Origin of the sequence: Kutzneria chonburiensis, from assembly GCF_028622115.1 — a bacterium.
Taxonomy (GTDB): Bacteria; Actinomycetota; Actinomycetes; order Mycobacteriales; family Pseudonocardiaceae; genus Kutzneria; species Kutzneria chonburiensis.
In genome coordinates this window covers 5,013,761-5,027,303 of sequence record NZ_CP097263.1, presented here as the reverse complement: position 1 = coordinate 5,027,303, position 13,543 = coordinate 5,013,761, and the positions used below count along the sequence as shown (strand labels likewise).

Below are 13,543 nucleotides of genomic sequence, written 5' to 3'. Positions count from 1 at the left end.
CGAACCCTCCCGGAGCGCCGTTGCCAGGGCGACAGCTCAACCGGGTGTGACATCGATGTCAAGAATCTGTCCGGTTTCCTGTCCGTCCGTTACTTCTTCTTGAGGTACGGCAGCAGACCGGCCTCGATCACCGCGTCGGACAACGGTTTGCCCACCTCGGCAAGGCGATTCACGCCGGCTTCGCCGAGCACCGCGTAGGCTGGCTCGGCCAGTTGGTCGGTCAGGTCCTCGACGCGCTGGCGCATCGTTCGGCCCTCCTCGGTGAGCCCGAGTTCCTCGCCCTGCGCCACGATTCCGCGCTCCTGGAGCCCGGCGACAGCCTCGGACCACTGCTCTTCGCTCCACTGGCGCGAGCCGCGCAGCGCCTTGGCCGGCAGGTAACCCGTCGCCGCGTGCACGACCAGGGCCTCGATGCCGGTCAGCTCGGCCGTGAGCAGAGCGGCCAGGTGGCCGTCGCCGCGGTACTCCCGCAGCAGCGTCTGGGCGTGGAACAGCTGGAGGTGCGGCTCGGTCGGCCACGGCAGGGTGGCGTGCGCCGCGAACAACGGCCGGCCCTCCAGTCGCTTGCAGGCCGCCTCGGCCGCCTTGCGGGTCAGCGCCGCCGTTTCGACCAGGGCGTCGGAATCGATCAAGTCGCCCAGGCCCCGGCGCAGCGCGGCGTCCGCCGCTTCCAGCCGGGCGGTCAGCACCTGGTCCGGCGTGACCTTCTCCCATACGCCCACCATGCTGCGGCGTACGAACTCCGGGTTGAAGTTGTAGAAGGTGGCGATGACCGTCTCGGCCGAGGCCTCCCCGAACGCCGCCGACCGGGAGGCGAAGTAGCCGGCGCCGGCCTCCAGGCCCAGCGCCGCGAAGCGCTGCTGCGCCTCCGGCACGAAGTAGATGAAGCCGTGCAGCGGCTCGATGGCCTGCCACGCCCTGCGCCCCAGCGTCATGGGATGGGTCCTCCGTGTGTGATGTCCATACCGACCGGTCGGTCTCACTCTATCGGAGGTTTCTGCCGTTTACCCCGGGCGATCTCGGTGGCCAGCGCGTCCAGCGGCTGCCGCCAGAACCGGCGGTAGCGGTCCAGCCAGCCGTCGATCTCCCGCAGCGGCGTCGGGTCCACGGCGTAGAGGCGGCGCGTGCCGTCGGCCCGGACCGTGGTGAAGCCGTTCTCCCGCAACACCCTCAGATGCTGGGATACCCCCGGCTGGGAGATGCCGAACTCCTCCCGGATGACCGTGGTGAGCTGGCCGGAGCTGAGCTCCCCGTCGGCCAGCAGCTCCAGGATGCGGCGGCGGACCGGGTCGCCGAGGACGTCGAACGCGTGCACCCCCCGACCCTGCACCGCCCGCTTATATAACGCAACACCGATACTTCGCTCCACCTGAGTGGCTCAGTTGGCCCCTGAAGCCAACTGAGCCACTCACGTGGGCCCAGCCGTCCTACGTGAGTGGCTCACTTGCGCGCTGAAGCCAACTGAGCCACTCAGGTAGGGAAAGGGGGCGCTGCTCCGAACGGGTGACGTCGGGGAAATTGTTAGAGAACTTTCCTAACAATATTGACGGGAGCCGCCCGCCGGGCGGAATCTTCCTGCACCCCGCCGCCGCGTCCGCCCTGACCCCGGAGGCACCATGAGTCGGCGCAGACTCGCCACGTCCGTGGCGACTGCCATCCTCGTTGCCCTGTCCGCGCTGGCCGCGCTGCTGAGCAGCACCACGGCGTCGGCGGCGACGACCGATCAGACGTTCCTGACCTTCTACGGCTGGTGGGACAACACCCCGCCGGGTGGCGACATCTCGTACCCGCAGATCCACGACACCGCCGGCGGTGTCGGCAGCTACGACGACCCGATCACCTTCGCCACCGACACCGGCGAGTACAAGGCCGGCACCAAGGTGTGGGTGCCGCGGGTGCGCAAGTACTTCATCATGGAGGACAGCTGCGAGGAGTGCAGCGCCGACTGGAACGGCAAGGGCCCCAACGGCGGCCCCAAGCTGCACCACATCGACCTGTGGCTGGGCGGCAAGGGCGGCAGCGCGATGGACGCCATCGACTGCGAAGACGCCCTCACCCACTACAACTCCGACAACACGCCGACGCTCGAGCCGGTGGTGGTCAACCCGCCGTCGAACGAGGACTACGACTCGACGCCGATCTTCAACATCAACACCGGCGCCTGCTACGGCGGCGCCAAGCCGAACACCACCGTCGGCTCGTACAAGAACAACTCGACCGGCCTGTGCATCGACGACCCCGGCAACAGCTCGTCGTCCGGCACCACGCTGAAGATGGCCGCCTGCAACGGTTCCGCCGAGCAGACCTTCACCTTCCACGGCGCGTTCCTGGTCATCAACAACCTGTGCGCGACGATCTCCGGCAGCACGGTGAAGCTGGGCAAGTGCGACGGCGGGCCGAACAGCCAGCTGTCGATCAACCCGGACGGCACCATCAACGACATCCAGAGCGGCAAGAAGTGCTTCCGTGACGCCAGCGGCACGTTGGGCACCGGCAGCTGCTCGGGCACGGTCAGCAAGTGGACCTTCAGCCCGGCCGGCCAGGCCGGCCTGAGCGTCGCGGTGAACCCGGCGTCGGCCACGGTCAAGCCCGGCGCCTCGACGACCGCCACGGTGGCGGTCACCGGGGGAACGGGCAGCGTGGCGCTGTCGGCGACCGGCGTGCCGGCCGGCGTTTCCGTGTCGTTCAACCCCGCTTCCGTTTCCGGCAGCGGGAATTCCACCATGACCGTGGCCGCGTCGGACACCGCGAAGTCCGGCACGTTCACCGTGGTCGGCACCAACGGCTCGGACACCAAGTCGGCGACGTTCGCCCTCACGGTGAGCACCGGCGGCGGCACGAGCACGTTGCTGTCGCAGGGAAAGACCGCGACTTCGTCCTCAGTGGAGTCCAGCACCTACGCGCCGGCCAAGGCGTTCGACGGCAACCTGACCTCGACCCGGTGGGCCAGCAAGGAAGGCTCGAACTCGGAGTGGCTCCAGGTCGACCTGGGCGCCGGCCACAGCGTGACCGAGGTCAAGCTGACGTGGGAGGCGGCGTACGGCAAGTCGTACGCCATCCAGACCTCCGACGACGGCAGCAACTGGACCACGATCTACAGCACCACCACCGGCAACGGCGGAACCGACGATCTCACGGGATTGGCGGGATCCGGCCGGTACGTGCGGATGAACGGCGTCGCCCGGGGCACGAGCTACGGCTACTCTCTGTACGAGATGCAGGTCTACGGGTCCTAAGTGCACAGTTGGGTGCCTGTTGGTCCCTGCTCGGCGGCATGCGCGCGGCTACCCTGATTTGGTGGGGGTAGCCGCTGCGCCAGCCGAGGAGTAACCGCGTTGCCCGAGTACCTCATCTCCCAGTTCGATCCGCGCGGCGAGCGGGCCGACCAGCTCGCCGCCGTGCGGAACGAGTACCGCTACACCATGGACTTCGGGTTCCCGGTGTCCTCCACGCTCGGCGCCGACCACGAGCCGGTCGCGGCCTGGCAGCTCAAGGCGCTGGCCAAGCAGGAGGAGCTGCGGCTGAACCTGCTGCGGCTCAAGCGCCAGGGCAAGTGGAACTTCGTCAACGACCTCCAGCCGCTGGCCCCGCACAAGCTGGCCACCATGGTGCGGGCCGGCGACATGGGCGGCATCGTCGAGTACTTCATGCCGCTGCCCGGCGGCGTCACCGGCGACCACGCCGACAAGACGATCAAGGCATTCCAGGACGTGTTCGCCCGCGTCGAGCAGCCGCCGGCGACCGCCGACTTCGAGTCGGACGAGTACTTCGCCGAGGTCATGGTGGCCGGGCCGGACCCGACCCGGCTGGTGCGGATGGACCGCGTGCCGGGCAAGTTCCCGCTCACCACCGCCCACCTGGGTGAGGACCTGGACCAGGCCGTCGCGGCCGGCCGGGTGTACTGGATCGACTACGAGGCAATGTCCGCTTTGGACAATGGCACCCATCCGCAGTCGCCCAAGTACATGTACGCGCCGATGGTCGCGTTCGTGGTGCCGCGCGGCGGCGGTCCGCTCAAGCCGTTCGCGATCCAATGTGGACAGGACCCGGCCGGTCGGGACATCTACACGCCGGCCGACGGCTATTCGTGGAAGCTGGCCCGCAACTGCGTGCTGGCCGCGCACAACACGTACCACGAAGTGTTGACACACCTGGGTTTCACCCATCTGATGAGTGAACCGGTGCTGATCGCGGCCGTGCGCAACCTCGCGGCCAACCACCCGGTGGCGGTGCTGCTGCGGCGGCACTTCGAAGGCACCATGTCGATCAACAAGCTGGCCGTCGAGCTGCTGATCCAGCCCGGGCGGGCGGTGGAGTACCTGATCGGCTCCGACCTGAAGAGCACCTACCCGTGGCTGGCCGAGCAGCGGGCCAAGCGGTCGTTCCGCGACAACTACCTGCCGACGAAACTGGCCGCCGCCGGCACGGACAGTGTTTCGGCGTTGCCGCACCACCCGTACCGGGACGACGGCCTGCTGGTGTGGAACTCCATCTACCGCTGGGTCAGCGACTTCGTCGGCGGCTACTACAAGTCCGATGTGGACGTTGCCGGCGACTTCGAGCTCCAGGCCTGGGCGGCCGAGGTGGCCTCGGCCGACGGCGGGCAGGTGCGCGACTTCGGGGCGACGCCCGGGCAGATCCTGGACCGCAACGATCTCGTCGAGATCCTGACCATGGTCATCTGGACGGCCGGGCCGCAGCACGCGGCGGTGAACTTCACGCAGGCCGACCACATGGCGTTCCTGCCGGCCAACCCCCTGGCCGGCTACACCGAGGAGCCCAAGGGATTGGGGCACGGCGAGGCCGACTGGCTGGCCAACCTGCCGCCGCTGGACGTCGCCGTGCAGCAGTTCTGCGTGATGACCTTCCTCGGGTCGGTGCACCACGGCACGCTCGGCGACTACGGCTCCGACTTCGCCGACAGCGCCGTTTCCGCCTCGCACAAGCGTTTCCGCGCCGACCTGGCCGCCGTGGAGGACGAGATCACGACCCGCAACCGCCGTCGGTCCCGGGCCTACACCTACCTTCAGCCGTCACTGATCCCCAACAGCACCAATATCTAGACCGGGTTCAGGTACACCCACTTGCCGTCCTCCCGCACGAAGCGGCTGCGTTCATGCAGGACACCGCCGACATAGGAGGCGTCGAACTCCACGACGCCTTCCTTGTCGAACAGGCCGCCCTTGTCGCGGTCGACGATCGACAGCCCCGTCCACTCCGTGTCGTCCAGCGTGAGTCGGCGGGGCTTCGTCGTGCTGTGCCACGTGCGCAGCAGGTACTTGCTGTCGCCCACGACGAACGCCGCGTAGCGGGAGCGCATCAGCAGCTCCGCCGTCGGCGCGTTGCCGCCCCGGTGGAAGCGCCCGCAGCAGTCGTCGTAGAGGGCGTTGAGCCCACAAGGACACATCATGTGAGGCATTGTCCCGGGCAGTGCGGCCAATGCACTCAGCCCCGGCCCACCCGACTGGCACATGCGGTCCGGATGTGCCGCTGAGCGGCAAGTATGACGCGCATGTGACATTCGAAAGTGTCTGAGAACGGATTTCGGTGTGTCGGTAAGCGGGACTCGCGGGGGTGGGGGGCGTTGACATGTGACCATTTGGTCACCTATTCTCGTTCATGTGACCGAGGACGACGACCGCGTGTTCAAGGCGCTCGCCGACCCGACTCGCCGCTTCCTGCTCGACCTGCTGTTCGTCCGTGACGGGCAGACCCAGTCCGAGCTGGAAGGCGAGCTGGCGATGAGCCGGTTCGGCGTGGCCAAGCACCTCAAGGTGCTGGAGGAGGCCGGGCTCGTCGTCACGCGTCGGGTCGGCCGGGAGAAGCATCACCACCTCAATCCCGTCCCGATCCGTCTCATCCACGACCGCTGGATCGACAAGTACACCGAGCCCCGCATCACGGCGCTCACCGAACTGAAGGCCCAGCTCGAAAGCGAGGAGTGAACCATGAGCGTGCAGGTCAACCGGGTGTTCATCAACGCGAAGCCGCAGCAGGTGTGGGACGCCATCACCCAGCCGGAATTCAACGACAAGTACGCCTATCGTTGCGTCAGCGAGTACGAACTCCGAGTTGGTGGCGCGTTCCGGGCGCTGGCCAGCAAGGAGATGCTCGACCACGGCGCGCCCGAGGTGGTCATCGACGGCGAGGTGATCGAGTGCGATCCGCCGCGCCGCCTGGTCCAGACCTGGCACGCCAATTTCAGTCCCGAGATCGCCGCCGAGGCCGCCGGCACGCTCACCTGGGAGCTGGAGGAGCAGTACGGCTCCACCCGCCTGACCGTCACCCACGAGACCACCGACGCGCCGCTGACCGCCGCCATGACCAGCGGCGACGTCCAGGACGCCGGTGGCGGCTGGCCGTACCTGCTCAGCGACCTGAAGACGTTCGTCGAGACCGGCGCGCCGATGGGTGGCTGAGCCTGTCAGGTTTTCGGCGGCCCACTCGTCATAGCGGTACAGACAACGTTTCGGGGGTGGGCCGAATGAGAATCACGGTGGTGGCGGCGACGGGCGGCATCGGGCGGTGCCTGGTCGACCAGGCGCTGGCGGCGGGGCACGAGGTCACGGCGGTGGTCCGTGATCCGAGCAGGGTGTCGATGGAGGTGCGCACGGTCCGGGTCGACCTGTCCGACGCGGATCCGTCCGACCTGGAGAAGGCGGTCGACGGGGCCGACGCCGTGCTGTCCGGCCTCGGCCCCCGCAACGCGAAGCTGGCCGGGATCACCTCGGCCGGCACCCGGTCTCTACTGGCGGCGATGCGGGCGACCGGGGCGCGCCGGCTGAGCGTGGTGAGCGCCGCGCCGGTGTCGACCACGCCGTCGCCGGACCGGCCGCATCCGCCGCGGCACGATGCCGGCGAGGGCGTGATCATGCGCAACGTGCTCACGCCGCTCGTGCGGCGGGCCTTCTACGACCACTACCTGGACCTGGCCGTGATGGAGGACCTGCTGCGGGCCAGCGGCCTCGACTGGACCTCCGTCCGGCCGCCGCGGCTCACCGACAAGCCGCTGACCGGGCATTACCGCACCGCGATCGACCAGAACCTCCGCGGCGGCGCGTTCATCCCGCGGGCCGATGTCGCCCATTTCATGCTGGCCTCGATCGCCGACCGGGCGACCTTCGGTCAGGCGATCGGCATCGCCACCTGAGTCGGCCGCAGCACCCGGTCGAAGCCGACGTACCGGCGTGGGCCGGTGAGCTCGAGGGACAGTGTGCTCACCATGTCCACACTGGACCGTCCAATGCGGAGCTCGACCGTGCCGGGATCAACCTGCCGTCGGCCGGAAAGTCCGGTGTAGCAGGTGAGATCGGCGTGCAGGTCGAAGTCGACGCGGGTGGTGCCGCCGGGTGGCAGGGTGACACGGGAGCAGGCGATGAGCTGCTGCACGGGTCGGACGACCTCGGCCACGGGGTCGTGCAGGTAGACCTGGACGACCTCGGTCGCCGGGCGGTCGTGGTCGTTGCGCAAGGTCACCGACAGGCGGCACACGCCGTCGGTGGGCCAGGACGGCGAGCAGTCGGCGTCGAGCCAGGTGACGGGGGTGTAGCCGAGCCCGTGCCCGAAAGGGAACAGGGGGGTCGGATCGACGCTGCTCACGTCGGTCCGCCGGCCCAGGGAGGGGGCCAGGTAGGTGGAAGGGTGGCCGGCGCCGGTGCGCGGAAAGCTCACCGGCAGCCGGCCGGAGGGGTCGACCCGCCCGCTGAGCACGTCGGCGAGCGCGGTCGACCCCTCCTCCCCGGGCAGGAAACCGCAGAGGATGGCGGCCAGGCGGTCCGCCTGCCGGGAGATCTCGTAGGGCCGGCCGACCAGCAGCACCAGCACGACCGGCTTGCCGGTGCCGAGCACGGCTTCCAGCAGCTCTTCCTGCCGGCCGGGAAGTCGCAGGTCGGCAACGTCGCAGCCCTCGCCGGACGTGCCGGCGCCGAACATGCCGGTCCGGTCGCCGAGCACGACCACGCAGCAGTCGGCATCCTCGGCGGCGGCCACCGCTTCGGCGATGCCGGCGTCGTCGCCGCCGAGCACGGGGCAGCCCTGGGCGTAAGTAACGGTGTAGTCGTTACTCAGCGCTTCCACCACGGTCGGCGCCGAAACCCCAAGGGGCACATCGGGATGGTGCACGCCGACATGCACGGGGAACGAGTAGCAGCCCATCACGGCGTGCCGCTCGTCGGCCCGCGGCCCGATCACGGCGAGCCGCGCGCCGGGAGAAAGCGGAAGAATATCGTTCTGTAGCAGCACGATCGACTGGCGGGCGAGGTCGAGCGCCAGCGCGCGGGAGGCGGCGGGGTCGAGGTCGACGGGGCCGTCGGGCTCGGGGGAGTAGTCGTCGTCGAGCAGGCCGAGCTGCCATTTCTGGGTCAGCACCCGGGAAACCGCGCGGTCGATCAGTCCGATGTCGACGGTGCCGGCGTCGATCGCGGCCAACAGCGGTTCGCCGTAACAGTTCACGGTCGGCAGCTCGACGTCGATCCCGGCCCGCAAGGCGAGGCCGGCGGCATCGGCGGCCGTCTGCGCGATGCCGTGCAGGGTCTGGAGGAAAGAGATCGCGAAGTAGTCGGCCACGACCGTGCCATCGAAGCCGTACTCGTCGCGAAGTCGCTGTGTCAGCAGGGATTCGTCCGCTGCGGCCGGGACACCGTCGTTGTCAGTGTAGGCGTTCATCACCGACCGGGCCCCGTCCTTCAGCGCCGCCTCGAACGGCGGCAGCAGCACGTCGGCCAGCTCACGCGGGCCGATGGACACCGGCCCGAAGTTGCGGCCGGCCCGTGACGACGAATAGCCGGCGAAGTGCTTCAACGTGGCGACCACGCCGGCGGACTCCAGGCCGCGCACGTAGGCACCGCCGATCAGGCCGACCAGGAACGGATCCTCGCCGATGGTCTCCTCGACCCGGCCCCAGCGCAGGTCCCGAACCACGTCCAGCACCGGCGCCAGCCCCTGGTGCACGCCGGCCGTCCGCATGGTCTGCCCGATCGCCGCCCCCATGTGTTCGACCAGCACAGGGTCGAAGGTCGCGCCCCAGCACAGCGGCGACGGGAAAATCGTTGCCTGCCAAGCGGTCAGCCCGGTGAGGCACTCCTCGTGCACCATGGCCGGGATGCCGAACCGGTTGGCCTCCATGATCTGCCGCTGGCTGCGTGCCACGGCTCGTGCGCCGAGGTTGGGTTCCACCGGCCGCGTGCCGAACGCCCTGGTCAGCTGACCGATGCCGTGCTTGATCGAGGCATCGAAGTCGACCGGTTCGACCGCCATGTCGTGCTGGTGCGGCGCGACCCCGCCGCCCTCGTCCACGCCGACCCAGATGCTCTGCAACTGGGCCACTTTCTCCTCGACGGTCATCCGCGCCAGCAGGTCGCGGACCCGGTCCGGCGGCTCTACCGCGGGGCGCATGCCGACCCCCGCACCACGAGGTGGGTGTCCAGCGTGACGTGCGTCTTGTCGAGCTCGTCGCCGCGCATCAGCCGCACCAGCATCTCGATCGCCTGCCGGCCCATGATCTTGATCGGCTGGTTCACGGTGGTCAGCGGCGGCGAGTTCAGCGCCGACTCCGGGATGTTGTCGAAGCCGACCACCGACAGGTCCTCCGGCACGCGCAACCCGAGCGACCGGGCCGTGTCCACGGTGACCATGGCCGAGGTGTCATTGGCCGCGAACACCGCAGTTGGTGGCGTGTGGTGCGACAAAAGCCGCTTTGCTGCCGCCGCCGACACCACGGCGTCGTAGTCGCCCGGCTGCACCAGCTCCTCGTCCACCGGCACGCCCGCGTCGGCCATCGCCTCCCGGAAGCCCCGCTCGCGCAGCCGCGCCGACTGGAGGTCCTCCCGCCCGGTCAGCAGGGCGATTCGCCTGTGCCCCAAGGAAAGCAGGTGCTCGGTGGCCAGCCGCGCGCCGCGCAGATTGTCGGAATCGACGGTCGGCAGCCCGGACGGGCCGGTGTGCGGGTCGACGGCCACCACCGGGGCGTCGAAGCGCACGTCGAGCACGCTGGGCGTGACCAGCACGGCCCCGTCGACCAGGGTCCCGGACAGCCGCGACAGGTAGCGCCGCTCCCAGCCCAGCTTGTCGCCGGTGCGGCCGCCGGCCGAGTAGACGACCAGCTCGTAGCCGGTGTCCCGGATCGCGTCGGCCGCTCCGCGCAGCAGCTCGGTGCTGAACGGCTCGATGTCGGCGACCAGGATGCCGATCACGTTGGTCCGGTGGTTGCGCAGGCTCTGCGCCACCAGGCTGGCCTCGTAGCCCAGCTCGGCGATGACCGCGCGGACCCGCGCCATGGTGTCGGCCGACACCCCGTAGCGGTCGTTGATGACCTTGGAGACGGTCGCCACCGACACGCCGGCGGCGGCCGCGACGTCCCGGATGGTGACCCGTGAGCTTGGCTGCACGGGCCCGACGCTACCCGTGTAAAACGTTATCGACAACGATTGACACGAGGTCCGGGCCACTCCAGACTCAGGCACCAATTCGGGCTCTGCCGCCCGGTCCAGCTCGGCCGACGTCGTCAGGAGTGGACCAGTCATGCGAAGCATCCGGCTGTGCGCCGCCGTGGTCGCGGCGCTGCTCGTCGCCGCGTGCGGCTCGTCGGGAACCACCGGTTCCGGCGCGCTCACCTGGTGGCACAACGGCACCTCCGACCCGCTCAAGAGCCTGTGGCAGTCGGTGGCCGACGGCTATCACGCCGCGCACCCGGACGTCACGATCTCCATCGATCCGATCCAGAACGAGCAGTTCCAGACCAAGGTGCCGCTGGCCCTGCAGTCCGACTCGCCGCCCGGCCTCTACCAGCAGTGGGGTGGCGGCGGCGAGGCCAGCCAGATCAAGTCCGGCAAGGTGCTCGACCTGACCTCGTCGGTGTCGAGCTGGATCGGCCCGCTCGGCAAGGCCGCCGAGGGCTGGCAGGTCGACGGCAAGCAGTACGGCGTGCCCTTCGACCTGCACGTGGTCGGCTTCTGGTATCGCAAGGACCTGTTCCAGAAAGCGCAGATCACCACCCCGCCCGCGACCATGGCCGACTTCTACACCGACATCGACAAGCTGCGGGCCGCCGGCGTCACGCCGGTCGCCATCGGCAGCAAGGACCGCTGGCCGGACGCGTTCTACTGGGACTACTTCGCGGTCCGCGAGTGCTCGACCGACGTGGTCAAGCAGTCGATCAAGGCGCAGAAGCTGGACGACCCGTGCTGGCGCAAGGCCGGCGACGACCTCACCGCGCTGCTGGCCAGGAAGCCGTTCCAGGAGGGCTTCCTCGGCACCCCGGCCCAGCAGGGCGCCGGCAGTTCGGCCGGCATGGTGGCCAACGGGCAGGCGGCGATGGAGTTACAGGGCGACTGGGAACCCGGCACCATGGCCGCGCTCACCGAGGACAAGGACTTCGCCAGCAAGCTCGGCTGGTTCCCGTTCCCGACGATCGAGGGCGGCGCCGGCGACCCGGGCGTCACGTTGGGCGGCGGCGACGGTTTCTCGTGCACCACCGCGGCCCCGCCGTCCTGCCCGGACTTCCTGAAGTACATCGACGGCGCCGAGGTGCAGACGAAGCTGGCCGCCGCCGGCATCGGCCTGCCGGTCAACCCGGACGCCGCCAGCGCGCTGAAGGATCCGACGCTGCGACAGGTCTTCGACTTCAGCCGCAAGGCGACCTACATCCAGACCTACCTGGACATCGCGTTGCCGACCAGTGTCGGGCAAGCGCTCGACGACGCCATCGCCAACTTCGTGGCGGGCAAGGGCACCCCGGCCAGCGTCGCGGCAACGGTCGGCCAGGCGGCGACGGGGGACAGGTGAGGCGCCGGCTCGAACTGGCCCTGCTGCTCGGCCCCGCGCTGCTGCTGTTCGTCGGCTTCGTGCTCGTGCCGATCATCGTCGCCGCGTACTACAGCCTCTACGACTGGCAGGGTTTCGGCGCGCTGACCGACTTCGTCGGCCTCGGCAACTACTGGGATGTGCTGGGCGGCAACGTCTTTCAGGGCGCCGTCGGGCACAACCTGGTGATCGTGGTGTTGTCGCTGGTCGTGCAGCTGCCGGTCAGCGTGGCAATTGCCTTGCTGCTCAACCGAAAGCTCCGTGGGCGGGCAGCACTGCGGCTGATCGTGTTCGCGCCGTACGTGCTGTCCGAGGCCACCACCGCGGTGATCTGGCTGCTCATCCTGCAGCCCGGCGGCTTCACCGACCAGGCGCTGACCTTCCTCGGCCTGCACGGCGTCATCCACCAGTGGCTCGCTGATCCGCAGGTGGTGCTGTTCACACTGTTCGCCGTGATCACGTGGAAGTACCTCGGCTTCGGCATCATCCTGCTGCTCGCCGGCCTCCAGGGCATTCCCCCCGAGCTCCTCGAGGCCGCCGCCCTCGACGGAGCGTCGGCCGGGCAGGCCGTCCGCCGCGTCGTGCTTCCCTTGCTGGGACCCACCATCCGCATCTGGATCTTCCTCAGCGTGATCGGCTCGCTCCAGGTCTTCGACATCGTCTGGATCATGACCCTGGGCGGGCCGGCCAACGCCTCCACCACCATGGCCACCTACCTCATCGACCACGGCTTCAAGCGCTACGAGTTCGGCTACGGCAGCGCCGTCGCGGTGGTCCTGTTCATCATCTGCTTCGCCTTCGCCTTGGTGTACCAGCGCTTCGCGCTGCGCCGGGACACCGAGGGGGCGATGGGATGAGAAAACTCGCCTACCTCGCCGGACTTCTGGTCGCCGGCATCACCATCGTCCCGCTGCTCTTCGTCGTGATCGGCGGCTTCCGCACGACGGCCCAGGTCAACGCCAACCCGGTCGGCTGGCCCAGTCCGTGGGTGGCCGACAACTACACGGCCATCCTCGGTGCGCCGGCGTTCTGGGAATTCCTCTGGAACAGCACGGTGATCGCCGTGATCGCCACCGGGCTGGCCGTGGCGCTGGGCTCGATGGCGGGATTTGCCCTGTCCCGCTACCGGTTCCGCGGCCGCGAAGCGCTGTACGGCGTGTTCACGATCGGCCTGCTGTTCCCGCTGGGCGTGGCGTCCCTACCGCTCTACCTGCTGCTGCGGCAGGTCGGCCTGCTGGAAAACCCGCTGGGCGTGGCGCTGCCGGAAGCGGCGTTCTCGCTGCCGGTGACGATCCTCATCCTGCGGCCGTTCATGCTGGCCATCCCGCAGGAGGTGGAGGACGCCGCCATCCTGGACGGTGCGTCCCGGCTGGGCTTCTTCTGGCGGATCCTGCTGCCGCTGTCCATGCCGGCGCTGAGCACCGTGACCGTGCTGGCCTTCGTGACCAGCTGGAACGCGTACCTGTTGCCGCTGCTGGTGTTCAACGACCAGAGCCACTTCACGCTGCCGCTGGGCGTGGCGACCTTCCAATCCCAGTACTCCCAGGACACGGCCCGGATCCTGGCCTTCACCACGCTGTCCATGGTGCCGGCGCTGGGCGTGTTCGTGCTGGCCGAGCGGCGTATCGTCGGCGGACTGAGCGGTTCGGTCAAAGGCTGAGGATCGGCCGAAAGTCAGAGGCCGGATCCGTCCGTGGACAGAGGCGGCCGGGCGGCGCGACCGGCGACGATACCGACATGACGA

13 protein-coding genes are annotated in these 13,543 nt (G+C 69.1%); 8 read left to right on the top strand and 5 right to left on the bottom strand.

The genetic code is table 11. The features are described from left to right. Positions 1–89: 89 nt before the first annotated feature. A complete protein-coding gene (locus M3Q35_RS22540) occupies positions 90–935 on the bottom strand; it encodes an SCO6745 family protein (RefSeq protein WP_273943970.1) in 846 nt (281 codons plus the stop codon). A 44-nt stretch (positions 936–979) separates the two neighbouring features. Continuing rightward, complete coding sequence (locus tag M3Q35_RS22535) at positions 980–1,315, bottom strand: ArsR/SmtB family transcription factor (protein WP_273943968.1); 336 nt, start codon at positions 1,313–1,315, stop codon at positions 980–982. Positions 1,316–1,616: 301 nt separating this feature from the next. Between M3Q35_RS22535 and M3Q35_RS22530 the strand changes: the two genes are divergently transcribed. After that, positions 1,617–3,236, top strand: coding sequence for a discoidin domain-containing protein (locus tag M3Q35_RS22530; protein ID WP_273943966.1), 1,620 nt, complete (start codon positions 1,617–1,619; stop codon positions 3,234–3,236). A 99-nt stretch (positions 3,237–3,335) separates the two neighbouring features. Beyond that, positions 3,336–5,063 carry a lipoxygenase family protein gene (locus M3Q35_RS22525; RefSeq protein ID WP_273943965.1) on the top strand — a complete coding sequence of 576 codons (1,728 nt, stop codon included), beginning with the start codon at positions 3,336–3,338 and terminating at the stop codon, positions 5,061–5,063. On the opposite strand, the gene M3Q35_RS22520 is transcribed toward M3Q35_RS22525, so the two are convergent. Then, positions 5,060–5,419: a YchJ family protein gene (locus M3Q35_RS22520; RefSeq protein WP_273943964.1), complete on the bottom strand. Its 360-nt coding sequence runs from the start codon at positions 5,417–5,419 to the stop codon at positions 5,060–5,062. The genes M3Q35_RS22525 and M3Q35_RS22520 overlap by 4 nt on opposite strands. Before the next feature lie 202 nt (positions 5,420–5,621). Here M3Q35_RS22520 and M3Q35_RS22515 point away from each other — a divergent pair, with 202 nt between their 5' ends. The 3 genes from M3Q35_RS22515 (at position 5,622) to M3Q35_RS22505 (ending at position 7,150) form a co-directional block, all read left to right on the top strand. Beyond that, positions 5,622–5,945, top strand: coding sequence for an ArsR/SmtB family transcription factor (locus M3Q35_RS22515; RefSeq protein ID WP_273943963.1), 324 nt, complete (start codon positions 5,622–5,624; stop codon positions 5,943–5,945). Between the two features lie 3 nt (positions 5,946–5,948). Beyond that, positions 5,949–6,419 carry an SRPBCC domain-containing protein gene (locus M3Q35_RS22510; RefSeq protein ID WP_273943962.1) on the top strand — a complete coding sequence of 157 codons (471 nt, stop codon included), beginning with the start codon at positions 5,949–5,951 and terminating at the stop codon, positions 6,417–6,419. A gap of 65 nt (positions 6,420–6,484) precedes the next feature. Further along, a complete protein-coding gene (locus tag M3Q35_RS22505; protein ID WP_273943960.1) occupies positions 6,485–7,150 on the top strand; it encodes an NAD(P)-dependent oxidoreductase in 666 nt (221 codons plus the stop codon). Here the strand turns inward: M3Q35_RS22505 and M3Q35_RS22500 are convergent. Together M3Q35_RS22500 and M3Q35_RS22495 are read right to left on the bottom strand one after the other, a co-directional pair. After that, positions 7,126–9,393: a beta-xylosidase/alpha-l-arabinosidase gene (locus M3Q35_RS22500; protein WP_273943958.1), complete on the bottom strand. Its 2,268-nt coding sequence runs from the start codon at positions 9,391–9,393 to the stop codon at positions 7,126–7,128. The genes M3Q35_RS22505 and M3Q35_RS22500 overlap by 25 nt on opposite strands. Then, positions 9,378–10,385, bottom strand: a complete 1,008-nt coding sequence (locus M3Q35_RS22495; protein WP_273943956.1) for a LacI family DNA-binding transcriptional regulator — start codon at positions 10,383–10,385, stop codon at positions 9,378–9,380. The genes M3Q35_RS22500 and M3Q35_RS22495 overlap by 16 nt, the downstream gene beginning before the upstream one ends. A 133-nt stretch (positions 10,386–10,518) precedes the next feature. On the opposite strand from M3Q35_RS22495, the gene M3Q35_RS22490 reads away from it, so the two are divergent. Genes M3Q35_RS22490 through M3Q35_RS22480 form a run of 3 tightly spaced genes read left to right on the top strand, consistent with a single transcriptional unit; the run spans position 10,519 to position 13,459 of the window. Next, positions 10,519–11,781, top strand: a complete 1,263-nt coding sequence (locus tag M3Q35_RS22490; RefSeq protein WP_273943955.1) for an extracellular solute-binding protein — start codon at positions 10,519–10,521, stop codon at positions 11,779–11,781. Continuing rightward, complete coding sequence (locus M3Q35_RS22485; protein ID WP_273943954.1) at positions 11,778–12,656, top strand: carbohydrate ABC transporter permease; 879 nt, start codon at positions 11,778–11,780, stop codon at positions 12,654–12,656. Before M3Q35_RS22490 ends, M3Q35_RS22485 begins: the two co-directional genes overlap by 4 nt. Beyond that, the gene (locus tag M3Q35_RS22480; RefSeq protein ID WP_273943953.1) at positions 12,653–13,459 is read left to right on the top strand and encodes a carbohydrate ABC transporter permease; all 807 of its coding nucleotides are present in this window, start codon (positions 12,653–12,655) and stop codon (positions 13,457–13,459) included. Before M3Q35_RS22485 ends, M3Q35_RS22480 begins: the two co-directional genes overlap by 4 nt. The last annotated feature ends 84 nt before the right edge of the window (positions 13,460–13,543 follow it).